This is a genomic window from Micromonospora sp. NPDC049101, assembly GCF_040648675.1.
Taxonomy (GTDB): Bacteria; Actinomycetota; Actinomycetes; order Mycobacteriales; family Micromonosporaceae; genus Micromonospora.
On the sequence record NZ_JBEZED010000020.1, the window covers coordinates 1 to 22,857 of the forward strand.

A 22,857-nucleotide genomic window follows, 5' to 3' on the forward strand; every position below is an offset into this window, starting at 1 on the left:
TGGCGGGTGACGACGGTGACCTCGTGGCCGGCGGCGGCGAGGGCGACGGAGAGGGCGTGCACGTGGCGGCCGAGGCCGCCGACGAGCACCGGCGGATATTCCCAGGACAGCATCAGCACCCGCAGCTGCCGGGCGGGGTGGATGTCGATCACGTGGGCGTCGGGTGACATGCGGCCCCCTTTGAGTTGTCCCCGGGCGCGCGCCGACCGACACCGGATTGATGTCGCCGTCGCGTCTGGATCGGGGCCAATCCTGCCGGGACCGAGATAACCGGCGGCGACACCACCGTTGCGGTCGTGTAAAGCGCTACTGGCCCTTCCGGCGCACCCGCAGCAGCTCGGCCACCGACCACGCCTGGAATGGGCAGCCGGTCGCGGCGTGCGGCGCGAGGCCGTCGGCCGTCTCGCTTACCGAGCCTAATCCATATTCGGTCAGATGAGACTCAATCCCAACGAATGTGTCATCGACTGACATCTTCCCCCGGCGGGCGGCGTCGATGTACGGGCCGAGCAGCCACGGCCACACCGTGCCCTGGTGGTAGCCCCCGTCCCGCTCGGCCGGGCCACCCCGGTGCCGGCCCACGAACTCGGTCGAATCCTCCGCGAGGCTGCGCGGCCCGAGCGGGGTGAGCAACCCGTCCGCGACGCGGCGCAGCGTCGCCTCCTCCGGCTCCAGCGGCGCGAACGGCAGAGACCAGGCCAGCAACTGGTTGGGACGCAGCGCGTCGTCGTCGTGCAGGGCGGCCCCACCCAGGGGGTACGCCGGAGCGGGCGCGTCCAGCACGTCGTGCAGCCAGCCGGTCGGTGCCGGGAACCGCTCCCGGAACGAGGCGGTCGCCTGCCCGTGCCGTCGCCACAGCTCGTCCGCGTCCTGCCCGGCCAGCTCGGTCAACTCCGCGAGCCCGGCCAGCCCGTTGATCCACAACGCGTTGACCTCGACCGGCTTGCCGGTACGCGGGGTGACCGGCACCCCGTACACGCGGGCATCCATCCAGGTCAGCGCGGTGCCGGCGGCACCCTGGCCGAGCAGCCCGTCGGCCGGGTCGACGGCGATCCCGTAGCGGGTGCCGGCCACGTGGGCGTCGATCACCGCACGCAGCGCGGGCAGCAACTCGTCGCCGAGATCGGTGTCACCGGTGACCGTGACGTGCCGGCTCACCGCGTGCAGGAACCACAAGGTGCCGTCGACGGTGTTGTACTCCACCCGGCCGGTGTCGGCCGTGTTGGCCAGCATCCCCTCGGACAGCGTCGCCGCGTACGACCGCAGCAGCGCCCGGCCCAGGTCGGCCCGACCGGTGCAGAGGAACAACCCCTCGTACGAGATCATCGTGTCCCGGGACCAGGCCCCGAACCAGGGGTAACCGGCGACCACGTCCACCGCCGCGTCGCCTGAGCGCACCACGAACGCGTCGGCGGCCAGCGCCAGGGTGGCCTCCACGTCGTCGGCCGGCTTCGCCGTCGCCACCACCTGCCGGTTGCGCCGCCGGGCCGTCGCCACGATCTCCTCCGCCGACGGTGGCTCCAGGTCGAGCGGATCGGCCCAGGCCCGCACCGACACCGTGTCGCCGGGGCGGTCCAACTCGCCGACGAAACGCCCCGCGTACCAGAGATCCTCGTCCGGGTGCAGGCCCCGGTTGGCCTCCTCGCGGTGGTGCACGCCCAGCCACCACTGCCCCTCCGGCGTCCAGCCCGGCCCGGCCAGTCGGTACGCGCCCTCGACCACCGCGCCGCCGGCCACCGACTCGACCTGCGGGGTCGGGCCGTCGGCTCGCCGCTCGCCGTGCGCGTCGCGCCACGTGCAGGCGGCGGACAGCTCCAGCCGGACGGGCCCGCCGGCGACCAGCCGGTGCACCACCGCCACACAGGAGCGGCCGGGCAGCATGGCCACCTCCCGTTCGATCACCACCGACCCGATCCGCCACCGCCACCGGGGCAGGCCGTCGACCAGGTCGAAGCGTTCCAACAGCTCGAAGCCGCGCGGATCCACGTCGCCGGAGGACCACTCGTGCGCGCCGAGCCGGACCCGCGCACCGGACGGCAGGGTGACCGCCGGATCGAGACTCACCAGTCCCACCTGGCGAGACGCCGGGGTTTCGCCGGGAACCACCAGCAGACCGTGGTAGCGGCGGGTCCGCAGCCCGGCGACGGTGCCCATCGCGTAGCCGCCGAGACCGTCCGGAACCAGCCACTCCCGGCTGGCCGCGCTGGTCAGATCGCCGCAGACCTGCGGGCCGAAGTGAATGTCAATCAACTTTCCTCCACCGGCGGCGGGGTGTAACACGCCACGACGAGAATGGCCGCTGTGGTCAAGTACCGCGGCGACGTCAAAGATATGCACGTGATCACTGACCGATCGTCCTCCGACGCCTCGCCACCCGACGCCGAGCGGCTCCGGCTCGCCCAGGCGGACTCGGGGGAGCAGGACTGGCGCGCATGGGGTCCCTATCTGTCCGAACGGGCGTGGGGGACGGTACGGGAGGACTACAGCGAGCACGGTACGGCCTGGGACTACTTCCCACATGACCACGCGCGGTCCAGAGCTTACCGGTGGAACGAAGACGGGATGGCGGGCGTCTGCGACGAACGACAGACCTTCGCGTTCGCCCTCGCACTGTGGAACGGCAAGGACCCGATCCTCAAGGAACGGATGTTCGGCCTCGGCGGCGACACCGGCAACCACGGCGAGGACGCGAAAGAGTACTGGTGGTATCTCGACTCGACTCCAACGCACTCCTGGATGCGCTGGCGCTACCACTACCCGCAGGCCGCCTTCCCGTACGACGAACTCGTCGCGGTGAACGCGTTGCGCGGCCGCGACGACACCGAGTACGAGCTTGTCGACACCGGCATCTTCGACGACGACAGGTACTGGGCGGTGACCGTCGACTACGCCAAGGCGTCCCCGACCGACCTGTGCATGGTCGTCACCGTGGCCAACCGGGGCGACCGGGCGGCGACCCTGCACGTGCTGCCCACCCTGTGGTTCCGCAACACGTGGGCGTGGGGCCTGCCCGGTGGTGACCGCATCCCGAAACTGACCGGCCAGGGCACCCGGCTCGTCGGCGAGCACCGGGTGCTCGGCCAACTGCTGCTGGAGGGTGACGGCGGCCCGGTGCCGCTGCTCTGCGACAACGACACCAACGCCGAACGGCTCTGGGGTCTGCCCGGCCGCTCGCCGTACCCCAAGGACGGCATCAACGACCACGTCGTCAACGGCGCGGCCACCGTCAACCCCGCGCGGGAGGGCACCAAGGGCGCGCTGCACTACGTGCTGGACGTGCCGGCCGGTGGGCAACGCCAGATCCGGCTGCGGCTGACCCGCACCGCGTCGCCGCCGGCCGCCGCGCCGCCACCCCCGGCCGACCTCAGCGAGGGCTTCGAGGCCGTGGTGTGGGCGCGGCGGGCCGAGGCGAACCGCTTCTTCGCCGGTGTCATCCCATCGGCCGCCACCGCCGACGAGGCGCTGGTGGCCCGGCAGGCCATCGCCGGGCTGATGTGGGGCAAGCAGTTCTACCACTTCGACGTCAAACGCTGGCTCGAGGGCGACCCGGGTTCGACACCGCCGGCCGGTCGTCGACACGGGCGCAACAGCGCCTGGTGGCACATGACCAGTTTCGACGTCATCTCCATGCCCGACCCGTGGGAATATCCCTGGTACGCGGCCTGGGACCTGGCCTTCCACTGCGTCAGCATCGCCCGGGTCGACCCGGGCTTCGCCAAGGAACAACTGCTGCTCCTGCTGCGCGAGTGGTACCTGCATCCCAACGGACAGATTCCGGCGTACGAGTGGGCGTTCGGCGACGTGAACCCGCCGGTGCACGCGTGGGCGGCGCTGAAGGTGTTCGAGATCGACGGGGGTCGGGACTACGAGTTCCTGGGCCGGGTGATGCACAAGCTGCTGCTCAACTTCACCTGGTGGGTCAACCGCAAGGACACCGGCGGCAACAACGTCTTCGAGGGCGGTTTCCTCGGGCTGGACAACGTCGGGCCGTTCGACAGGTCGGCGGCGCTGCCGGTGGCCGGTGTGCTGGAGCAGTCCGACGGCACCGGCTGGATGGCCATGTACGCGCTCAACCTGCTGGACATGGCCATCGTGCTCGCCGAGCATGACCGGACCTGGGTGGACACCGCCACCAAGTTCTTCGAGCACTTCCTCTACATCGCCGCCGCCGCGTACGAACAGGGGTTGTGGGACGACGAGGACGCGTTCTTCTACGACGTGCTGCGCCTCGTCGACGGCACGAAGGTGCCGTTGAAGGTCCGTTCCGTCGTCGGCCTGCTGCCGTTGGCCGCGACCACCCGGCTCACCGCGAAGACCCTGCACCGCCTACCGGAGTTGGGCGCGCGGTTGCGCTGGTTCCTCACCAACCGCCCGGAGTACGCGCAGGTGATCGGCACCCGCCGGCTGGGCCCGGACGGCCGGCAGCAGCGACTGCTGTCCATGGTCGGTCAGGAGCAGGTGGTCCGACTGCTCGCCCGGATGCTCGACCCCGACGAGTTTCTGTCCGACTTCGGCCTGCGTACGCTGTCTCGTGCGCACCTGGACAAGCCGTTCTCGGTCACCCTCGGCGGCCAGGAGTTCTCCGTCGGCTACGAGCCGGCCGAGTCGACGAGCGGCCTGTTCGGCGGCAACTCCAACTGGCGTGGTCCAATCTGGATGCCGACGAACTTCCTGCTGGTCAGCGCGCTGCGCGACTACGCGGCGTTCTTCGGCGACGACCTCCAGGTGGAGTACCCGACCCGCTCCGGGGTGAAGCGCTCGCTCGACGAGATCGCCGACGACCTCTCCGCCCGGCTGATCTCGCTCTTCACCCAGGACGACTGGGGTCGACGGCCGATCTACGGTGCCGCCCAAATGTTCCAGACCCACCCGGACTGGCGGGACCTGATCTCCTTCCCCGAGTACTTCCACGGTGACAACGGGGCCGGCCTGGGAGCCTGGCACCAGACCGGCTGGACAGCCCTGGTAGCCGACCTGATCCTCACCCTCCGCCGCTGACCACCATCCCCACGTCCGCCCGGCCCGCAAGATCTGCTCGCGCCGCGCACTCCCTTGGGGCGTGATCGGGGGAGAAATGTACCTAATGCCATAACTTGTCCTGTTTTTCATCGTTCAGTCGTTGACGGGTATCGACCGCCGAGCACGCCCGTCAGTCGATCTGAACGGGGGAAATTGGTGAGCTCTGTCCTGCGAAGAATCACTACCGCATCCACAGCGATGCTTGTCGTCGGCCTGGCGACCCTGGGGCTGGGGACGCCGGCCTGGGCGGCGCCGGGTGACGCGAGCGCGCGAGGCGTGGTCGTCGACCTGTCCGCGGTGGTGCTCGGCACGCCGGTGATCAGCGCCGACGCGACAGTAGGCACGGCCGCCGCCCCGCCCGCCGGTGGCACCGACACCGACAACCAGGCCATCTCGCTGCCCGGGTCGATCGGCGTGACCGCCAGCGGCAACGTCGAGGTGACCGCCACCCGGGCGGTGGCCTCCTCGTCGGCGTCCGCCCGCGTCACCGACTTCAACCTGGCCGCGCTCGGCGTCGAGGTGCTGGGCCTGACCGAGGCCACCGCTACCGCGACCTGCCCGCAGGTCGGTGCGACAGGCGCCGGCACCACGCTTGTCGGGCTGGAGCTCTTCGGCTCGGCGGTGACGCCGGAGCCGAACGGCCCTCCGGTCGTGGCAAGCGTGCCCGTGGTGGTGCCGGGGCTGGTGGGTGCGATCCTGAGCGCCTCGTTGACCCGGGTCGAGACGACGACCGCCGACGGTGCCGCCGCGGTCGCCGTGCGGGCCGCCCTCACCCTGTCGGGCCTGCTTCTCGGCGAACAGACGACCATCCCGATCGGGACCGTGATCGTGGCCGAGGCTACCTGCGCGCGTCCGCCGGCGGCGCCCACCGCCGCGACGATCACTCCGGACGAGGGCCCGCAGGCGGGCGGCCAGACCGTGACGATCACCGGTACGGGCTTCGTCCAGGGTGGCACCACCGTCACCATCGACGGCGTGCCGGCGACCGGCGTCACGGTCGCGCCGAACGGCACCTCCCTCACGGCGGTCACCCCGGCCGGCGCGATCGGCCCGGCATCGGTGGTGATCAGCACGGTGAACGGCACGGCACCGCCGCTGGGCTACACGTACCTGGCCGGTGGGGGTGTGGTCACCGGTCTCTCGCCCACCTCCGGGCCGACCATCGGTGGCACGACGGTGACGATCACCGGGACCGGCCTCACCGGCGCGACCGCCGTGACCTTCGGTGGCACACCGGGCACCAACCTCGTCGTCGGCCTGGGCGGCACGTCGCTGACCGTGGTCACACCGCCGGGGCCGGCCGGCCCGGTGGACGTCACAGTGCTCCTCCCGGGTGGGAACGCGGACGCGCCGGACGGCTTCACCTACGTGGCCGTCGCGCCGACCGCCGGGGCGATAGCGCCGAACCAGGGGCCGCAGGCGGGCGGCCAGACCGTGACGATCACCGGTACGGGCTTCGTCTCGGGGAGCACGACTGTCACGTTCGACGGTGCTCCGGCCACCGACGTCACTGTCGACCCGCAGGGCACGTCGTTGACGGCGGTCACGCCGCCCGGCGCCGTCGGCCCGGCGGTCGTGGTGGTGAGCACCGGCGGTGGTGCGTCCGCGCCGCTGGACTACTCGTACCTGGCCGCCGGCGGTAACCACACCGTGACGGGGCTGACCCCGACGACCGGGCCGACCGCGGGTGGCACCACGGTGACGATCACCGGGACCGGCCTCACCGGCGCAACGGGCGTGACCTTCGACGGGGTGCCCGGCACCGGGTTCACCGTCAACCCGGCCGGCACCACGATCACCGTGGTCACCCCGCCCGGCCTGCCCGGCCCGGTGGACGTGACAGTGCAGGTGCCCGGTGACGACGTCGTCAGGGCGGACGGCTTCACGTACCGGATCGCCCCACCGGTCGTCGACGCGCTGAGCCCGGCCGAGGGGCCGGCAGCCGGCGGTAGCACCGTGACGGTCCGTGGTTCCGGCTTCGTTCCCGGTCGGACCGTGGTCACCGTCTGCGGTCAGACCATCCCGGCGAGCGGGGTCACCGTGGCGTCGGGCGGGCGTTCGTTGACCTTCCGTACGCCGGCCTGCGCGGCCGGGAACACCACGGTCACGGTACGCACCGATGGTGGGGTCTCCAGTGGGCTCGTCTTCCGCTACCTGCCGCGGAGCCTGCCGGTGACCGGTGACGCGATCGCCGTACCGTTGGCGGTCGGCGCGCTGTTGGCTCTTGCCGGCATGGTCCTCGTGCTGGTGACCCGGCGCGGGCGGCCCGCCGACCGGATCGGCTGACCGGCGGTCCCGGTCGGGGCCCAGTTCGGGCCCCGACCGGGACGCGCAGCGCGAAGAGGCCGACCACCAGGTGTGCCGGCGGCGCGAGAGCGTGTGGATCGACGCGAATGTGTGTCTCGTTCACTATCGTGGACGTCCATGGGGGAGTCGGTCGAACCAGTAGGTGAGGTGCGTGTCCTCGGGCAGTCCCGGGCCTGGCCCACCATCGCGATTCCGGGTGCTTTCGTGGGCACCCTGGTCCTGGTCGGGGTGCTGTTCGATCGGGTCAGTTGGGCCGGGTTGTTGCTCGGCACCGCCTCGATCGTCCTCGCGTTCACCCGTTGGCGGAACGCCGTCCTCGCGGACGACATCGGGCTGCTGGTGCGCGGGCGCGCCGGCCTGCGGCGCTCGTACGCCTGGGCTGACATCGAGCGCATGGGCTGGGTGGACGCGGGGATGTGGAGGGGCATGTGGGGGAGCACGCTGACGGTCTATCCCCGAGGCGGTCCGTACGACGTGCCGGGGCCCAACTCGTCGGTCAACGTGGGAGGCATCTGGCGACCGGCGCACCGGCACCTCGCCGACCCGATGCCCGCGCTGCTCGAGACCCATGGCATCAAGACGCTGTCCGACGACTGAGGCTCTGGTCTCGCCCGGGTCAGCCGGTGAAGGGCTCGGGGCCGAGCCGGCCCCAGGCCACGAAGGCGGCCAGGGCGAGATAGGCAAGGTTCAGCACGACGAACCTCGCCTCGTCGTGCCGCAGGTGGGTGATGATCGCGCCGACCATCAGCAGGACCCAGCAGACGGCGGTCACCGCCACCAGCACCGGTGCGATGTCGAGCACGGCGGGCAGGATCAGGCCGACCGCGGCCAGGAGTTCGAGGACCCCGAGGGTCTTGACGAAGCCTACGCTGGCATCGTCGGTCCACCCACCGCCGTTGGCGGCGGCCAACTTCTCCTTGGGTACGAATGTCTTGGTGCTGCCGGCGGCCAGGGCGACTGCGGCAAGCAGTCCGGCCGCGATCCACAGAGCCAGGTTCATGAGGTTCCTCCGTCCGTTGCGGGTCGAACAGGAGACACCACCGGCCGACGCGCTGTGACAGGTCGGCGGGTGACGCGGCACACAGACGCCAGGTGTCACACGGGGCGGGGGACCGGTGTCTGGTGGGCGACGCGATCGAGAACGAGAAGACTGGAGCTGAGCACAGTGGTGAGTGGGGATGGCACCGCCGTCGACGCGTTCGTCACCCACCGAAACCTGCTCTTCACCGTCGCCTACGAGTTGCTCGGCTCGGCCGCTGACGCCGAGGACGTACTCCAGGAGACCTGGCTGCGGTGGGCGGACGCGGATCTCGCGACGGTGCGGGATCCGCGTGCGTACCTGGTCCGGATCACCACCCGCCAGGCGCTCAACCGGCTGCGCGCGGTCGGCCGGCGCAGGGAGTCCTACGTGGGCTCCTGGTTGCCCGAGCCGCTGCTGACCGCACCGGACGTCGCCGACGACGTGGAGTTCGCCGAGAGCGTCTCGATGGCGATGCTGCTGGTGCTGGAGACGCTCGCGCCGACCGAGCGGGCGGTGTTCGTGCTGCGCGAGGTCTTCGCGCTGGACTACGACGAGATCGCCGGAGCCGTGGACAAGAGTCCGGCGGCGGTCCGGCAGATCGCGCACCGGGCACGAGCGCATGTCGCCGCGCGCCGACCCCGCGGGGCGATTTCCCCGGCCGACTCCCGACGTGCGCTCGACGCGTTCCGGCGGGCCGTCGAGACGGGCGACGTGCAGGGGTTGCTCGACGTCCTCGCACCGGACGTGGTGTTCCTCGGCGATGGCGGCGGAATCAGACAGGCGGTGCTGCGGCCCGTCGCGGGGGCCGACCGGGTGGCCCGCCTGCTGGCCAGCACACCGGCCAGGGCCGCGGCCATGTCGCTGCGACCGGCCCAGGTCAACGGGCACCCGGCGCTGCTCTTCCATCTCGACGGCGGGATCGACACGGTCATCGCGCTGCGCTTCGACGAGGGCCTGATCACCGCGATCTACGCCGTGCGTAACCCCGAGAAGTTGTCGCACATGCGGCGCGAGGCCGGCCTGCGTCGTTGAGCCGGCAGCGTCGAAGGGGGCAACATGCCTGGCCGGCGGGCATCGCTGCCCCGCAGGGGCACTACAGCGGCATCGCTGCCCCGCGGTGGCACTACAGCGGCATCGCTGCCCCGCGGGGCACTACAGCGGAGGAGTGGGTGTCTCCGGTGGGCGCTGCCGTGAGCGGCGCGAGTCCGCGACCGCCACGCCGAGCAGCACCACGGCGGTGACGGCCCCCGCGCTCAGCGGATCGAGTCGCAGCGTCACCGGCACCAGCAGGCCGAGGGCCAGCAGGCCAGCGATCCGGGATCGGGACACCCGGGCGAACACCTGGTATTCGAGCGTCGCCCGGCCGACGAGGAAGAGCACCGGGCCGCCGAGGATGGCGATCAGCCACGCCGCCGGGAGATGCCCGCGGGGTTCGGTGATGAACAGTTCGAGGCCGACGCCGGTCAGGACGATTCCCGCGATCATGATGAGGTGGGCGGATGCCATGTCGGTGGCGAGCCGCGCGGCGTTGCGGGAGCGGCCGATGGCGGCGTCGAGCAGCCCTCCCGCGACGTGGAAGTAGATCCGCCAGAGCAGGACGGTGGTCGCCAGTGCCAGGACGAAGCCGGCCGTCTGGTCGGCGTGGAATTCGCTGCCGCTGAACGCCAGCCCGATGACGAAGATCGCCTCACCGATCGCGATGAGGAGGAACTGCTGGTATCGCTCGGCCAGGTGCCCGGCCGCGATTGCCTGGCCGCCGATCCGTTGCGCGCCGACGCGGGGGGTCGGCCAGCCGAGGAAGAGCCCGGTGTAGTCGATCAGCACGGCGGCGGTCCACAGTGGCCCACGGATCGTACCCTCGGCGGCCAGGCCACCGATGACCCAGAGCGGTGCGCTCAGACCGAACCAGAACAGGACCCGGAAGGTCTGCCGGGGATCGGGCCGGCCGTGCCCGGCGAGGTGGAAGTAGACCACCCGGCCGATCTGGAGGCTCACATAGGTGATGGCGAACAGGGAGGCACGCGCGCCGAAGCCGTCGGGCACCGCGACCGCCATCGTCATGGCGCCGACCGCCGTCAGCACGATGACGGTCTGGACGATCGACGCCTCCGGGTCCAGCCAACTTGTCGACCAGACCGTCAACGACCAGACCGCCCACAGTGCCAGGAACAGCAGCAGGGCCTGACCGAGGCCCGCGTACACGCCCCGCTGACCGTCGGTGAAGTCGCTGATCACCCGCGCCGAGATCCGGGTGAGGGCGAAGACGAAGACCAGGTCGAGGAAGAGTTCCAGAAACGTCGCCCGCTGCCGACTGGTCTCGCCACGCACCAGCCGTACGCCGCGCGGCTCGCTCATCCGTGCGCCACGGGTCGGTGCCGTCGAGCGACCACGTGCCCTCCCGTCGTGGTGATCCCCTCACCCAACGAGCGACGGTCCGCTCTGGCACCTGGGGGCGAGGGACCTGGTCCGCTGGCCTTACGGGTGTAAGCTTACGCGGTGACCACACCGAGAACGCGGGCTCGCAACAAGCGCGGCGAAGGCGCGCAGCTGCGCGAGGAGATCGTCAGCGCCGCCGGCAAGCTGCTCGACGGTGGTGATCCGCAGAGCGTGACGCTGCGGGCGGTGGCCCGGGAGGCCGGCATCTCGGCACCGTCGATCTACGCGCACTTCCCCGACCTGGACTCGATCCTGCTCGTGGTCTCCCAGCGCGCGTTCGCCGCCCTGGAGCAGGAGCTGACCCGGCCGGACGACGCGGATCCCGCCGCGCGTCTACGGGCGATCAGCGCGGCCTACCTGACCTTCGCCGAGCGGCAGCCCCACCGGTACGCCCTGATGTTCGGGGCGGTCTGGGACGCCAGCCAGGCCCGCGATCGTGCCCCGGCGCTGGCGGACGACCTTGCCGTGCTCGGCATGGGAGCCTTCGACGTCTTCCACCGCACGCTCACCGAGTGCGTCGCGAAGGGACTCTCGACGAGTGCGGATCCCTTCGCCGATGCGACGGCCCTCTGGGTCGGTCTGCACGGGTACGCGCAGCTCCAGGTGGCGACGCCGCTGTTCCCCTGGCCGCCGCACCTGTGGGATTCCCTCGTCGACCGGTTGGCGTTGCTGGCCTGAGTCGGCCCGCACAGTCGCCAATCCGTCACCAGGCGACTACGACAGGTGTCCGCCCTTACGCTCGACTGCGTGCCCGGACCTGCCGAGAAGGCCACCGAACAGGACCGGCGTGACCTCATCGTCACGGTCGCGCGAGAGCTGGCCGAGGCGGAGGGCTGGGCGGGGGTGAGCACCCGCCGGCTCGCCGAGCGGGCCGAGATCGACGTCGGTGACCTCTACCGGCACTTCGCAGATCTTGAGGCCCTCCTCGCCGCCGTCGCCGTCTGCGCCTTCGCCGACCTGGCCGCCGATCTGGCGGAGGCGCACGCGGAGGCCGCCGGCAGCCCCGAAGGGGCCTGGCCGGCGGTCGCGAGTGCGTACCTCGACTTCGCGTACACCAATCCGGAGGTCTATGACGCGATGCTCGCGCTGACCCCCGACCTGGCCCTCGGCGTCGATGGTGTGCCGGCCGCGCCGCGGGCGGTCTTCGCCGAGTTGCGCGCGGCCCTGACCCCGTTGGCCGAGGGCCGCGACCCGGACACCCTCGCCGAGGTGGGTTGGAGCCTGCTGCACGGCGTGGTGATGCTCACCCGGGGCGGTCGGCTCCGACCCGAGGGGCAGGAGGAGCGGGAGGCGTTGATCGCCCAACGGCTGCTGCGCTGGCCGTGACGAGCGGCGTGGTCAGTTGAGGGGCTCGCGGTCGTGGGGCCCCTTGTCGACGAACCGGAACGTGGTGCCCAGCGGCCTGTTACCCAACTCCTTGAGGATCAGACCGTTGCCGGCGAGGTGCTGAAGAAACCGGTTCTCACTGCGGATCGCGTACGTGCCGTTGCCCTGGGCGAGGATGGTGAACCGCTGGATCGGGTCGTCCACGTCGCAGATGGCGGCGTCGATGGTCAGCTCGGGCTCGATGTCCAGCGCGTTCACCGCCCAGCAGGACGGGTCGTCGTTGGCCGGGTGGTCGTCCTTCGTGCCGAAAGCCTTGATCACGTACCTGTCGTCGCCGATCGGCACCGGAACGAACAGGACGCGTCCGCCGGTGTCGCCGCCCTCCTCGAGTCGACCGCTGAGCTCCAGTGCGTCGCCGGACCCCTGCACCCGCAGCATCGTGATCTCGCGCTTGCCGGACAGCAGGGGGTCTGTCGCGATCGTCGGTGACGGCTTCCCCGCCGGGGGCGTCGGCGTGCCCGCCACGGCGCCCGACGGTGTCGGCGTGCCCGCCCCGGTGGTCGGCGCCTTGTCGGCGTCGGCCCCGCAGGCCACCAGCGCACCGGTGCACGCCAGCAGCGCCGCGCCGGCAACCCACTTAATCGTGATCACGTCGTGCTCCTCATGAGCTGTCCCGAACCTCGCGGCCGCCAGGAATCCATTCCGCACTCCAGACGAACGCCGGGCCGAGACGGTTCACGGAAAAGTCCGGAACCCAGCGTCGATCTCCCGCCTATCCTGTCCCTTCGACTGGGCGGCGACAGCACGGGGAGGGGACGGTATGACCGACGGCGAGGCGGCGCGACGGCAGGCGCAGGCGTTGATCTTCGATGCGGACGACACGTTGTGGGAGAACAACGTCGTCTTCGAGCAGGTGATCAACGATTTTCTGGAGTGGCTCGACCACCCCACACTGGACCGCACGGAGATCCGGCTGATCCTCGACGACATCGAGCGGGCCAACACGGTGGCCCACGGCTACGGCAGCAAGGTCTTCCTGCGCAGCCTGGCGGAGTGCCTGGAACGGCTGCGCGAACGACCGGCCACCGACTCCGAGCGGCAGGAGATCGAACGCCTGGCGGTCGCCCTGGTCGAGCACCAGGTGGAGCTGATGCCCGGGGTGGCCGACGCGCTCGACGAGCTGGCCGGCCGGCACGAGTTGCTGCTGCTCACCAAGGGCGACCAGGCGGACCAGCAGCGCAAACTGGACGCCTGCGGGCTGCTGCACCACTTCCGGGCCGCGCACATCGTCGCCGAGAAGGACGTCGAGACGTACCGGTGGTTGATCCGGGAACACCGCCTCGAACCGTCGCGCGCCTGGATGATCGGCAACTCCCCGAAGTCGGACATCCTGCCGGCACGCGCGGCCGGGCTGAACGCGGTCTTCATCCCGAACGAGAACACGTGGGTCCTGGAGAACGACGAACTGGACCCCACCGACGGCGGTGTGTTGCGCCTCGCCGCGTTCCGCGACCTGCTGCGGCACTTCTGAGCGTACCGACAGCGAACAGCGTCCGCGATCATGGTCGCGTTACGCCGACTTGCCTGATTTTTACCCTGAGGTCAGTCGCGCCGTCGCTCGCCCCGCGCGGCTTGTCCGCCCGGTTCGGACCGGCCTAGCCTGGGCCGGCGCTCGCGGCTCGGCGGGGTACGTGCCGTAAGCGCCGGCGTTCGGCGGTTGGCACCGTGGAGCTGAGTGCCGGAGCTGTCCGCTCCCATCATCCGGACGGCCGAGGGTCAGGGCAGGGTAGTTGCGGATCCGGCCCTGACCCGGCCACGGATCGACCGGACCCGGTGAGCGGGGCAGACCGTACGTCGGTTCGACTGTCAGGATGACCGGATGAAGCGCAGATCCCTCCTGCTCGGCACCGCCGCTGGTCTGGCGGCGCCGACCCTGCTCGCGTCGACGGCTCCCGCGCTCGGCGCGACCCGGCCGCCGCCGCCCGGGGGCACCACCCCACCGGTGCGCCGCAGCCCCCGGCCGACCACGCCGCGCCCCAACCTGGCCGCCCGGTTGACCACCCTGCCGCCGCAGACCCAACAGGTGATCGTGGTCGGCGCGACCAGCTACACCACCAACTACGCCACCCTTGAGGCGTACGCGTGGATCCGGGGTCGCTGGCGGCCGGCCTCGGCGGCGTTGCCCGCCCGCATCGGCTCCAAGGGGTTCACCGACAACCACGTGGAGGGCGTGCCGACGACCCCCACCGGTGTCTACTCGATCGGCCCCACCATGTACGGCATCGCCGCCAACCCGGGTGTGCGATACCCCTACCACCGGTTGGTCAGCGGTGACTGGTGGAACGAGAACCCGTCGTCCCCGCGCTACAACACCTTCCAGCAGAGCGCGACCGACCCGGGTGGGGCCAGCGAGGCGCTGTGGCAGGAGATCCCGTCGTACACGCACTTCGCGGTGATCACCTACAACATGCCACCGAACGTGCCGACCCCGATCCCCAACGCGGGCAGCGGCATCTTCCTGCACGAGTTCCGGCTCAGCGCCGGCAACGCCACGGCCGGCTGCGTCTCGCTCGCCCACGACCACCTGGTCGGCGTGCTCAACTGGCTGGACCCGGCCCTCTCGCCGCGCATCGTGCTCAGCCCGTACGCCCAGCTCGACCGGTACTGATCAGGGGTCTGCCCTCAGGAGGCCCCGCCGCGGACGATCGACACCGCCACCCGGCAGAACTCGTCCATGTCCGGGTTGAACCCGGCCGCGATGTCGGGATGCAACCCGGAGCGGGTCTCCTCCAACAGCCGCTGGCAGACCTGCTCGACCGGTTCGCCACCGTAGTGGGCGCGGACCCGGTCGGTGGCAGCCTGAAGCGCCGAGGTCAGTTGCTCCTCCAGCGGGCCGCGCAGCTTCTGCTGCACAGGGTCGAGCCCGCGTGGGTCGAGCGTGACATGTGGCTCCGACATCGGTGCTCCCTTCGTCGGCGTCCGCGATACCCCACCGCGGCCGTCGGTCAAACCCCGTCCGGTACGGCGGCGACCCGTACCTGGTAAGAAAATTCCTCCGCCGGCTCCTCGTGGTACGACAGGCGGCGGATCTGCCGGTCGTCGTCGTAGAGGGCGACGTCCACCAGCACCCCGAGGTGGCTGAGGCCGATCGACGTCACCCGCCTCTTGTCCTGCAACACGGCGCAGACGCCGCCGAGCAGGGTGCTGGCGTCGGCCGTCCGGTGCCCGGGCGGGCACCGCAGGACCAGATCCACCTCGATCGGCCCGCGCAACGGCGTCCAGCCGGTGTGCTGAGCCGCCGTGAGAGCGGACTGGAGCAGGGCGCGGACCCTCGTCGCCTGCCGGTGCCCGGCCGCGAAGATGGACAACGCTTCGGTCTTGACCGGTGGCAGGCCGCTCACCTCGAACGTCAGGGCGAGAGCGCGGGTGTCCTGCACGACGGCACCTCCTCGTTGGGACGATCCTGCCGAACCGGGGGAGCGGCGGTGGGACGTTCCCGCGATTACCAACCGATCGGGCAGGCATGGGGTCGGCCGGAGGCGTGTCGACGGCGGCGGCGAGCGCGCTGGCTGCGGCGTTACGAAAACGCTAGTCGATGCCGCCCGCGCCCGGTAGTCGGCCGGTCATCCGATGGGGCGCGGCGGAAAGGCGCAGAACTCGTTGCCCTCCGGGTCGGCCAGCACCCACCAGCGGGCCTGTGCGTGGGGCTCGCGCAGCAGTGTCGCGCCCGCGTCGACAAGCGCCGTGGGCTCCGGGTCGGCCAGGTCGACGTCCCAGTGCAGCCGGTTCTTGACCGTCTTGGGCTCGGGCACCCCGACGAAGACCCAGTAGGCCCAGGGGAACCCGGTCGCGCCGGTGACCCAGGCGTGGTTCGGCTCGTCCTCGACGGTGCCGCCGACCACACCGGCCCACCAGGTCGCCTGGGCGACCGGGTCGGCCGAGTCGACGACCAGCTCGAACGGGCCCGGCGCGGTGCCCTCGCGAGCCGGGAAGGCGCAGAACTCGTTGCCCTCCGGGTCGACGAGCACCCACCAGGTGGCCTCGCCGGCCGGCTCGCGAACCAGCCGTGCGCCGGCCGCGAGCAACGCCGCCGGGTCCGCGTCGGCCAACCGCAGATCCAGGTGTACGCGGGTCTTGCCCAGCCGTGGTTCGGGAACCTTGTTCACCCAGATCGACTCGGCGTCCGAGCGTGCCGAGCGGGGGTCCACCCGGGTGTCGTCCTCGCCGGCGTCGGCCACGTCACCGTCGAGCACCCGGGCCCAGAACCCGCCCAGGGCGACTGCGTCGGTGGCGTCCAGACAGAGATCCTTGAAGCGCGCGATCGTCATTCCAGCATTGTTGGCCCGCATCGCCGCTGGGTCAGGTGGATTTTGGACAGCTCCCGTCCGGGCAGGACGGAAACTGTCCAATTTCCCAGGCCCGGGTGACCGAGCCTGCGTTCAGTGCTGCTTGGCGTACGCGACGAAGGCCTTCCAGGCCGTCGGGTCGACGTGCAGGGTGCCGCCGTCGCGGTCCTTCGTGTCACGCACCAGCACCACGCTCGGCAGGTTGTCGGCGACCTCCACGCAGGACCCGCCGTTGCCGCCGGACCTGGTCGACTTGCGCCACTGTGGGGTCAGCATGTCCATGACTTCGCCACTTCCTTGATCAGCTCGGTTGACTGCCGGCGGGGGAGCGCCTCGTTCCGCACGATCTCCCACGTCTTCGCCAGCTTAGCGACCTCGGTCGGCGCATCGACGAACTGCGCGTTGAGTTGGTTGTCGGCGTGAGCCACCCGCTCACCGTCGGGCATCTCGGCAATGATGAACTGCCCGGCCATCCCCAGATACATTCCCGCATCCACCGGCACGATGTGCACCTGGATGTGCTCCGCCGTCGCCAACTGCGCCAGGTGCTCGCACTGCTCGACCATAAGCCCCGGCTGGTCGAGCACCGGCCGGCGCAGCACCGCCTCGTCCAGGACGGCGATGAGCTGCGGCGGGCGTGACCGTTGCAGGATCGCCTGCCGCTCCAGCCGGGAGGCGACGATCCGGTCCACGTCCTCGGCGTCGAACCGACCACCGGCCAGCGTGGCCCGCGCGTACCGCTCGGTCTGGAGCAGACCCGGCACGTACGCCAACTCGAACCAGCGCAGCGTGGTCGCCTCCCGCTCGAACTCGATCCACTCGCGCAGCCAGGCCGGCTCGGCGTCGAGCCGGGCCAGCTTCTCCACCATGCGTTGGAAGCGTCCCTCGGTCGGGTGGTGGGTGTCGATGGCCCGCGTGTACTCCTTCGTGGGGGCTCGTCCGCCGGTCTCCACCGAGCTGACGTGCGAGCCGGAATAGCCGATGCCCCTGCCGAAGTCGTCCTGACTGAGCCCGAGCCCCGCGCGGAACAGACGCAGCTCCTCCAACACGTAATCGGTGACGTTGCCCATCGAATCCCCAATCCCTGCCCAAGCTGAACCGGCGTGTCCTTCGTGGCTGCTCGACCGGGCCCTTGACCTGCACGGATGTCGCGAGCACGTATCGACCGTAGTCGGGTCATCGCAAACTGTCACCAGTGGCGGGCTCGCTGGTGGCCGGGGATGGCGGCGGCGGGCTCTGCCCGGGCCGCTCCCGTCACCCCCTTGCGGGAGCGGCCCCTTCCCGCCGCCGAGGAGGTCGATGTGCTGAGCCCGACAGATCACCACCACATCGCGGGGTGGCGGTGATGGTGGTCCGGCCGCCCGTCCCGCACGTCGCCATGCGTCCGCTGTGGCGGTGCCGTAGCTGCGGCAGCGAATGGCCCTGTCAGCCGGCGAAGCTCACCCTGCTGTCGGAGTACCGGACCAACAGGACCGCGCTGCTCATCTACCTCGGCACTCTCATGACCGAGGCGACGGCCCAGCTCACCCAACTCCACCCGGACCACCCGCCGGCCCGGATGACCGAGCGCTTCCTCTCCTGGGCGAGAGCCCGGGGCTGACGTCGCTCTGGGCTGGCCGTGGGTCATCCCGGGAAGTTGCCGCCGGACCTGGTCGACTTCCGCCATTGAGAGGTCAGCATGTCCATGACGTCGCCACTTCCTTGATCAGCTCGGTCGGCTGCCGGCGGGCGCAGGACCTCTTCGGGTAGATCTTGGACATTTTCCGTTTTGCCCGAACGGAAAATGTCCAAGATCTCCGTTTTCGAGGTTGATCGTCTTTGGTCGGCACTGCTCACCCAGCTCCACCCGCTGCCCAGGATGGCCGAGCGGGTTCTCTCCCGGCCGAGAGCCCGGGGCTGATGCTCGGCCCGCCGTCGGTCATCCCGGGAAGTGGATCAGCGGCACCCCGTCGGTGTAGCCGGGGCCCTCACTTGTCAGTACCGCGGAGTCATGGGTCAGGCCCGCCACAGCGGCGGCGGCCAGGTCGAAGCGGTGGGTCCTGCGCTGCCAGAAGGTCAGCTCCGGCAGATCTTCCGCCCGCTCGGGCAGCAGCGCGCAGGAGGTCAGGGCCAGCAACTTGTGCAGCAGCGCCAGATCCTTGCCGGTCGCGATGGTCAACGCTTCGGTCGCTGCCACCACCGGCACCCCGAACCGCACCCCGTCCTCGATCACCTCGTGGACGGGCTCGCCCACGTGCACCGTCCGGAGGACGGCGTAGCCGAGCAGAGCCGACCGGTCCAGGATCAGCCGGACAGATGGCGTCATCTCCGAGGTCATGCGGCGTCGGCGGCGGGAGCGTCGTCGTCGCCGTTCATCTCGGCCGCCATCGCGGCGCGGATCTTGGCGCGCTCGGCCTCGAACCGCTCCGGGGACCACTCGGCGTCCACGCCCAGGCGGCGAGCCCGCGCCTCTGCCACACCCTGCTCGGTGACGTGGATGCCGGCGGTGAGCAACAACTCCCTGTGCTGCTCCACCCGTCGGCGACGGCGCACCGACTCGGTGACGTAGGCACTGGCCATGCGGTTGCCCTGGCTCTCCAGGATCTGACTCACGTCCGGAGGAACGGAGATCGTGAAGCGGCGCTGAGGCTCTGTCATACGCAGAGCTTACACCTGTCATACTCCAGGGCGGGTGTTGCTCGTACCGTCAGGCGGGTTTGACCGTGGTGGCGTGCGAGGTGTCGGAGGCGGGCCGGCCCTCGCGCAGTGACAGGCGACGCGCCAACATCGTGGCACCCGCGAGCGCGGCCAGGACCATGGCGATCTCCGCGACCACCACTGCCGGTGCCGTGCTGTAGTCGGTGGCCCAGGCGAAGCCGACGGTGATCGGCGTGACGACGATGCCGGCCGCCGGCACGAGGACGTATCCCGGCGCTTGATCGACTCGGCTTTCTGAAAGGCGCGGTTTCCCTGGCGCGGTGACAGCGCGACTTTCAGGAAGCCGAGTCGATCACGATCGGGGCATCGACGTGCGGCGTCGCACGTCCTGCGCCTCGGCCTGCCGGCGTGGGGTGACGGCGGCGGCGCGCGGCGCAGACCTCGGTTGTGACAGCCAGGTTTCGCGACTTCGCGGGTGGGGCAGAGTAGCCGCACAGAGCATCCGGACCGTGGCGTTTTCGCAGCTCGTCGGCTCGGAGATGACTCGCCGTGCGCCGGGGCACGGATGCCCTCCCCGGTTTTCCGCCGAAGAGAGGGGGAGGGCGATGACGGACCCCGAAACGGCACGACACCGACGCCGACCGATTGTGCGGCTGGGCGCGGCGGCCGCCGCGTTGGCGCTTGTCGCACCGCTCGCCGCGTGCGGCGCGGGCGACGATGGCGGCCCACCGACGATCAACCTGTACTACCCGCCCGAGCAGAACCTCAAGAAGGTCGTCGACGACTGCAACGCGCAGGCCCAGGGGCGGTACGAGATCGCCTACCAGGTGCTGCCCCGGCAGGCCGACGACCAGCGGGTGCAGATGGTGCGCCGGCTGGCCGCCGAGGACAGCGGAATGGACCTGCTGGGGCTGGACGTGACCTGGACCCAGGAGTTCGCCAGCGCCGACTGGATCCGCGAGTGGACCGGCCAGGACAAGGCCGAGGTCGAGCAGGGCACCCTCGCCGGGCCGCTGGACACCGCCCGCTATCAGGGCAAGTTGTACGCCGCACCGAAGAACACGAACGTCCAACTGCTCTGGTACCGCAAGGATCTGGTGCCGCAGCCGCCGACCACCTGGGACCAGATGATCAGCGCGGCCCAGCAACTCAAGGACCAGGGCAAGCCGTACCAGGTGCTCACCATGGGCGCCCAGTACGAGGGTCTGGTCGTCCTCTACAACACCCTGGCCGAGAGCGCCGGCGGAAAGATCCTCAACGACGACGGCACGAAGGCCGTGATGGACGACGGCACGGTCCGGGCGCTGGAGCAACTGAAGAAGTTCGCCACGTCGGGCGTGACCTCGCCGTCGTTCAGCAACGCCACCGAGGACCCGGTCCGGCTGGAGTTCCAGTCCGGCTCGGGCGCGTTCCAGGTGAACTGGCCGTTCGTCTACCCGGCCCTGCAGGAAGCCAACCCGGAGCTGGCCAAGCAGGTCGGCTGGGCCCGGATTCCCGGCATCGACGAGGGCACCCCGAGCAAGGTCACCATCGGCGGGGTCAACCTCGCGATCAGCTCCTACTCCAAGCACCCGGAGCTGTCCTTCGAGGCGGCCCGGTGCATCCGCAACCCCGAGCACCAGAAGTTCTCCGCCATCAACGACGGCGTGCCACCCACCATCGAGGCGGTCTTCGAGGACCCGGAGATGACCGAGGCGTACCCGATGAAGGACACCATCCTGGAAGAGCTGAAGGAGCCGGCGACCCGTCCCCTGACGCCGGCGTACCAGAGCATCTCCACCGTGATGTCGGCGATCCTGTCGCCGCCGTCGGCGATCCGTCCCCAGCAGACCGCCGACGAGCTGCGCGGCGCCATCGCCGACGCCCTCCAGTCGAAGGGGGTGCTGCCGTGAGCGCGAGGAGTGAGCCGGTTTTGCGAGCCCCGCAGTCGCGAGAAGAGGTGACACCGTGACTCGGCCCGCCACCACCGAGACCCCGGAGAAGACCGACGACCAGCGCGCCGCCGTGCCCACCCAACGTGGTGGTCGCCGTAAGCCGCCACTGAGCGCGAACAAGAAATCCGAACGCAGGTTGGGCTGGCTGCTCTGCGCACCCGCCGCGCTGGTCATGATCCTGGTGACCGCGTACCCGATCATCTATTCGGTCTGGTTGTCGTTGCAGCGCTACGACCTGCGCTTTCCCGACCAGCGCGAGTTCATCGGGCTGGACAACTACGTCACCGTGCTCAGCAACGAGTTCTGGTGGACCGCGTTCGGGGTCACCGCGCTGATCACGGTGGTCACCGTGGCCGTCGAGTTGGTGCTCGGCATGGGCCTGGCGATCATCATGCACCGCACGCTTGTCGGGCGGGGCATCGTGCGCACCTCGGCGCTCATCCCGTACGGGATCGTCACCGTGGTCGCGGCGTTCTCCTGGCGGTACGCCTGGACGCCCGGCACCGGCTACCTGGCCGATCTGTTCAGTGACGGCGCGCCCCTCACCGAGCGGGCCAGCTCACTGGCGATCATCATGCTCGCGGAGATCTGGAAGACCACGCCGTTCATGGCGCTGCTGCTGATGGCCGGGCTGGCGCTGGTGCCGGAGGACCTGCTCAAGGCGGCCTCCACCGACGGTGCCACCGCCTGGCAGAAGTTCACCAAGGTGATGCTGCCGGTGATGAAGCCGGCGATCCTGGTCGCCCTGCTGTTCCGCACCCTGGACGCGTTCCGCGTCTTCGACAACATCTTCGTGCTGACCGCCGGTGGCAACGAGACGTCGTCGGTGTCGATGCTCGCCTACAACAACCTGATCCGGGGCCTCAACCTCGGCATCGGCTCGACGATGTCGGTGCTGATCTTCATCACGGTGGCGATCATCGCGTTCATCTTCGTGAAGCTGTTCGGCACCGCTGCCCCCGGCAGCGACGACGGGGAGAGGCGCTGACATGGCTGTCGAAACCACCACCCGGGCCAAGCTGCGCTGGGGTCTGCTGGACGTCGTCGTGGTCGTCTTCGCGCTCGTCCCGGTGCTGTGGATCGCGTCGCTGTCGTTCAAGACGCCGGCCACCCTCACCGACGGGAAGTTCATCCCTCGGGAGTGGACCCTCGACAACTACAAGACGATCTTCGACACCGACCAGTTCGTCCGGGCACTCGCCAACTCCATCGGCATCGCCCTGATCGCCACGCTGATCGCCGTGGTGCTCGGCGCGATGGCCGCGTACGCGATCAGCCGGCTGGACTTCCCCGGCAAGAAGGTGCTGGTCGGCGTCTCCCTGCTGATCGCGATGTTTCCACAGGTGTCACTGGTGTCGCCGCTGTTCGAGATCGAGCGGACGATCGGCATCTTCGACACCTGGCTCGGGCTGATCGTTCCGTACATCACCTTCGCTCTGCCGCTGGCGATCTACACGTTGTCGGCGTTCTTCAAGCAGATCCCGTGGGACCTGGAGAAGGCCGCCAAGATGGACGGCGCGACCCAGGCCCAGGCGTTCCGCCGGGTGATCGCGCCACTGGCCGCGCCCGGGTTGTTCACCACGGCGATCCTGGTGTTCATCTTCTGCTGGAACGACTTCCTGTTCGCCATCTCGCTGACCTCCACCGAGCGGTCCCGCACGGTGCCGGCCGCGCTGTCGTTCTTCACCGGCGCGTCGCAGTTCGAGGACCCCACCGGGGCGATCTGCGCAGCCGCCGTGGTGATCACCGTACCGATCATCCTGTTCGTCCTCTTCTTCCAGCGCCGCATCGTGTCCGGCCTGACCTCCGGCGCAGTCAAGGGATAGGTGGG

At 70.3% G+C, this 22,857-nt stretch carries 25 protein-coding genes; 12 read left to right on the forward strand and 13 right to left on the reverse strand.

The window, feature by feature from the left end:
* Together AB0B57_RS24960 and AB0B57_RS24965 are read right to left on the reverse strand one after the other, a co-directional pair.
* Positions 1-170: glycogen/starch synthase (locus AB0B57_RS24960; RefSeq protein ID WP_357074698.1), on the reverse strand; the 170-nt coding region annotated here is incomplete at its 3' end.
* Between the two features lie 136 nt (positions 171-306).
* Positions 307-2,250: an amylo-alpha-1,6-glucosidase gene (locus AB0B57_RS24965; protein ID WP_357074404.1), complete on the reverse strand. Its 1,944-nt coding sequence runs from the start codon at positions 2,248-2,250 to the stop codon at positions 307-309.
* A gap of 81 nt (positions 2,251-2,331) precedes the next feature.
* On the opposite strand from AB0B57_RS24965, the gene AB0B57_RS24970 reads away from it, so the two are divergent.
* The 3 genes from AB0B57_RS24970 to AB0B57_RS24980 all read left to right on the forward strand — a co-directional run bounded on the left by AB0B57_RS24970 (position 2,332) and on the right by AB0B57_RS24980 (position 7,923).
* A complete protein-coding gene (locus tag AB0B57_RS24970) occupies positions 2,332-4,998 on the forward strand; it encodes a glucosidase (RefSeq protein ID WP_357074701.1) in 2,667 nt (888 codons plus the stop codon).
* Between the two features lie 219 nt (positions 4,999-5,217).
* Entirely contained in the window at positions 5,218-7,305 is a 2,088-nt protein-coding gene (locus AB0B57_RS24975) for an IPT/TIG domain-containing protein (RefSeq protein WP_357074406.1), read from the forward strand.
* Between the two features lie 138 nt (positions 7,306-7,443).
* On the forward strand, positions 7,444-7,923 hold the full coding sequence (locus tag AB0B57_RS24980) for a hypothetical protein (protein WP_357074409.1): 480 nt from the start codon (positions 7,444-7,446) through the stop codon (positions 7,921-7,923).
* 19 nt (positions 7,924-7,942) lie between these two features.
* Here the strand turns inward: AB0B57_RS24980 and AB0B57_RS24985 are convergent, their stop codons facing one another.
* Positions 7,943-8,326 (reverse strand): DoxX family protein, encoded by a 384-nt coding sequence (locus AB0B57_RS24985; RefSeq protein ID WP_357074412.1) that lies wholly within the window; start codon positions 8,324-8,326, stop codon positions 7,943-7,945.
* Between the two features lie 165 nt (positions 8,327-8,491).
* On the opposite strand from AB0B57_RS24985, the gene AB0B57_RS24990 reads away from it, so the two are divergent.
* Complete coding sequence (locus tag AB0B57_RS24990) at positions 8,492-9,379, forward strand: RNA polymerase sigma-70 factor (protein WP_357074415.1); 888 nt, start codon at positions 8,492-8,494, stop codon at positions 9,377-9,379.
* 120 nt (positions 9,380-9,499) lie between these two features.
* On the opposite strand, the gene AB0B57_RS24995 is transcribed toward AB0B57_RS24990, so the two are convergent.
* Positions 9,500-10,702, reverse strand: coding sequence for a low temperature requirement protein A (locus AB0B57_RS24995; RefSeq protein ID WP_357074418.1), 1,203 nt, complete (start codon positions 10,700-10,702; stop codon positions 9,500-9,502).
* A gap of 141 nt (positions 10,703-10,843) precedes the next feature.
* On the opposite strand from AB0B57_RS24995, the gene AB0B57_RS25000 reads away from it, so the two are divergent.
* Positions 10,844-11,461: a TetR/AcrR family transcriptional regulator gene (locus AB0B57_RS25000; protein WP_357074421.1), complete on the forward strand. Its 618-nt coding sequence runs from the start codon at positions 10,844-10,846 to the stop codon at positions 11,459-11,461.
* Between the two features lie 69 nt (positions 11,462-11,530).
* Positions 11,531-12,109 (forward strand): TetR/AcrR family transcriptional regulator, encoded by a 579-nt coding sequence (locus AB0B57_RS25005; RefSeq protein ID WP_357074424.1) that lies wholly within the window; start codon positions 11,531-11,533, stop codon positions 12,107-12,109.
* A 12-nt stretch (positions 12,110-12,121) separates the two neighbouring features.
* Here the strand turns inward: AB0B57_RS25005 and AB0B57_RS25010 are convergent, their stop codons facing one another.
* Positions 12,122-12,760 (reverse strand): hypothetical protein, encoded by a 639-nt coding sequence (locus AB0B57_RS25010; protein ID WP_357074427.1) that lies wholly within the window; start codon positions 12,758-12,760, stop codon positions 12,122-12,124.
* 169 nt (positions 12,761-12,929) lie between these two features.
* Between AB0B57_RS25010 and AB0B57_RS25015 the strand changes: the two genes are divergently transcribed.
* Entirely contained in the window at positions 12,930-13,640 is a 711-nt protein-coding gene (locus AB0B57_RS25015) for an HAD family hydrolase (protein WP_357074430.1), read from the forward strand.
* A gap of 348 nt (positions 13,641-13,988) precedes the next feature.
* The gene (locus tag AB0B57_RS25020; RefSeq protein WP_357074433.1) at positions 13,989-14,777 is read left to right on the forward strand and encodes a L,D-transpeptidase family protein; all 789 of its coding nucleotides are present in this window, start codon (positions 13,989-13,991) and stop codon (positions 14,775-14,777) included.
* 14 nt (positions 14,778-14,791) lie between these two features.
* Here the strand turns inward: AB0B57_RS25020 and AB0B57_RS25025 are convergent, their stop codons facing one another.
* The 5 genes from AB0B57_RS25025 to AB0B57_RS25045 all read right to left on the reverse strand — a co-directional run bounded on the left by AB0B57_RS25025 (position 14,792) and on the right by AB0B57_RS25045 (position 17,525).
* Positions 14,792-15,067 carry a hypothetical protein gene (locus AB0B57_RS25025; protein WP_357074436.1) on the reverse strand — a complete coding sequence of 92 codons (276 nt, stop codon included), beginning with the start codon at positions 15,065-15,067 and terminating at the stop codon, positions 14,792-14,794.
* Between the two features lie 47 nt (positions 15,068-15,114).
* Entirely contained in the window at positions 15,115-15,546 is a 432-nt protein-coding gene (locus tag AB0B57_RS25030) for a hypothetical protein (RefSeq protein WP_357074439.1), read from the reverse strand.
* Between the two features lie 186 nt (positions 15,547-15,732).
* The gene (locus AB0B57_RS25035) at positions 15,733-16,437 is read right to left on the reverse strand and encodes a VOC family protein (protein ID WP_357074442.1); all 705 of its coding nucleotides are present in this window, start codon (positions 16,435-16,437) and stop codon (positions 15,733-15,735) included.
* Positions 16,438-16,548: 111 nt separating this feature from the next.
* Positions 16,549-16,731 carry a DUF397 domain-containing protein gene (locus tag AB0B57_RS25040; RefSeq protein WP_112583309.1) on the reverse strand — a complete coding sequence of 61 codons (183 nt, stop codon included), beginning with the start codon at positions 16,729-16,731 and terminating at the stop codon, positions 16,549-16,551.
* On the reverse strand, positions 16,725-17,525 hold the full coding sequence (locus tag AB0B57_RS25045; RefSeq protein WP_357074445.1) for a helix-turn-helix transcriptional regulator: 801 nt from the start codon (positions 17,523-17,525) through the stop codon (positions 16,725-16,727). Before AB0B57_RS25045 ends, AB0B57_RS25040 begins: the two co-directional genes overlap by 7 nt.
* A gap of 275 nt (positions 17,526-17,800) precedes the next feature.
* Between AB0B57_RS25045 and AB0B57_RS25050 the strand changes: the two genes are divergently transcribed.
* Positions 17,801-18,055 carry a flavin reductase gene (locus AB0B57_RS25050; protein ID WP_357074448.1) on the forward strand — a complete coding sequence of 85 codons (255 nt, stop codon included), beginning with the start codon at positions 17,801-17,803 and terminating at the stop codon, positions 18,053-18,055.
* A 318-nt stretch (positions 18,056-18,373) separates the two neighbouring features.
* On the opposite strand, the gene AB0B57_RS25055 is transcribed toward AB0B57_RS25050, so the two are convergent.
* Genes AB0B57_RS25055 through AB0B57_RS25065 form a run of 3 tightly spaced genes read right to left on the reverse strand, consistent with a single transcriptional unit; the run spans position 18,374 to position 19,351 of the window.
* Entirely contained in the window at positions 18,374-18,760 is a 387-nt protein-coding gene (locus AB0B57_RS25055; RefSeq protein WP_357074451.1) for a hypothetical protein, read from the reverse strand.
* 8 nt (positions 18,761-18,768) lie between these two features.
* Positions 18,769-19,092: a hypothetical protein gene (locus AB0B57_RS25060; RefSeq protein ID WP_357074454.1), complete on the reverse strand. Its 324-nt coding sequence runs from the start codon at positions 19,090-19,092 to the stop codon at positions 18,769-18,771.
* A 49-nt stretch (positions 19,093-19,141) separates the two neighbouring features.
* Entirely contained in the window at positions 19,142-19,351 is a 210-nt protein-coding gene (locus AB0B57_RS25065; protein WP_357074458.1) for a hypothetical protein, read from the reverse strand.
* Positions 19,352-19,697: 346 nt separating this feature from the next.
* Between AB0B57_RS25065 and AB0B57_RS25070 the strand changes: the two genes are divergently transcribed.
* The 3 genes from AB0B57_RS25070 to AB0B57_RS25080 all read left to right on the forward strand — a co-directional run bounded on the left by AB0B57_RS25070 (position 19,698) and on the right by AB0B57_RS25080 (position 22,852).
* Positions 19,698-20,984: an ABC transporter substrate-binding protein gene (locus tag AB0B57_RS25070; protein ID WP_357074461.1), complete on the forward strand. Its 1,287-nt coding sequence runs from the start codon at positions 19,698-19,700 to the stop codon at positions 20,982-20,984.
* A 112-nt stretch (positions 20,985-21,096) separates the two neighbouring features.
* Positions 21,097-22,014 (forward strand): sugar ABC transporter permease, encoded by a 918-nt coding sequence (locus tag AB0B57_RS25075; RefSeq protein ID WP_357074705.1) that lies wholly within the window; start codon positions 21,097-21,099, stop codon positions 22,012-22,014.
* Between the two features lies 1 nt (position 22,015).
* Positions 22,016-22,852 (forward strand): carbohydrate ABC transporter permease, encoded by an 837-nt coding sequence (locus AB0B57_RS25080; protein WP_357074464.1) that lies wholly within the window; start codon positions 22,016-22,018, stop codon positions 22,850-22,852.
* Positions 22,853-22,857: the final 5 nt, after the last annotated feature.

Excerpts from the sequence above, each read along its gene's own strand:
- AB0B57_RS25045 (WP_357074445.1), bottom strand. The coding sequence starts at position 17,525 with ATGGGCAACGTCACCGATTACGTGTTGGAGGAGCTGCGTCTGTTCCGC.
- AB0B57_RS25050 (WP_357074448.1), top strand. The coding sequence starts at position 17,801 with ATGGTGGTCCGGCCGCCCGTCCCGCACGTCGCCATGCGTCCGCTGTGG.
- AB0B57_RS25070 (WP_357074461.1), top strand. The coding sequence starts at position 19,698 with ATGACGGACCCCGAAACGGCACGACACCGACGCCGACCGATTGTGCGG.
- AB0B57_RS24985 (WP_357074412.1), bottom strand. The coding sequence starts at position 8,326 with ATGAACCTGGCTCTGTGGATCGCGGCCGGACTGCTTGCCGCAGTCGCC.
- AB0B57_RS24980 (WP_357074409.1), top strand. The coding sequence starts at position 7,444 with ATGGGGGAGTCGGTCGAACCAGTAGGTGAGGTGCGTGTCCTCGGGCAG.
- AB0B57_RS25020 (WP_357074433.1), top strand. The coding sequence starts at position 13,989 with ATGAAGCGCAGATCCCTCCTGCTCGGCACCGCCGCTGGTCTGGCGGCG.
- AB0B57_RS25025 (WP_357074436.1), bottom strand. The coding sequence starts at position 15,067 with ATGTCGGAGCCACATGTCACGCTCGACCCACGCGGGCTCGACCCTGTG.
- AB0B57_RS24970 (WP_357074701.1), top strand. The coding sequence starts at position 2,332 with ATGCACGTGATCACTGACCGATCGTCCTCCGACGCCTCGCCACCCGAC.
- AB0B57_RS24975 (WP_357074406.1), top strand. The coding sequence starts at position 5,218 with ATGCTTGTCGTCGGCCTGGCGACCCTGGGGCTGGGGACGCCGGCCTGG.
- AB0B57_RS25060 (WP_357074454.1), bottom strand. The coding sequence starts at position 19,092 with ATGACAGAGCCTCAGCGCCGCTTCACGATCTCCGTTCCTCCGGACGTG.
- AB0B57_RS25015 (WP_357074430.1), top strand. The coding sequence starts at position 12,930 with ATGACCGACGGCGAGGCGGCGCGACGGCAGGCGCAGGCGTTGATCTTC.
- AB0B57_RS25040 (WP_112583309.1), bottom strand. The coding sequence starts at position 16,731 with ATGCTGACCCCACAGTGGCGCAAGTCGACCAGGTCCGGCGGCAACGGC.
- AB0B57_RS25035 (WP_357074442.1), bottom strand. The coding sequence starts at position 16,437 with ATGACGATCGCGCGCTTCAAGGATCTCTGTCTGGACGCCACCGACGCA.
- AB0B57_RS25080 (WP_357074464.1), top strand. The coding sequence starts at position 22,016 with ATGGCTGTCGAAACCACCACCCGGGCCAAGCTGCGCTGGGGTCTGCTG.
- AB0B57_RS25055 (WP_357074451.1), bottom strand. The coding sequence starts at position 18,760 with ATGACGCCATCTGTCCGGCTGATCCTGGACCGGTCGGCTCTGCTCGGC.
- AB0B57_RS24995 (WP_357074418.1), bottom strand. The coding sequence starts at position 10,702 with ATGAGCGAGCCGCGCGGCGTACGGCTGGTGCGTGGCGAGACCAGTCGG.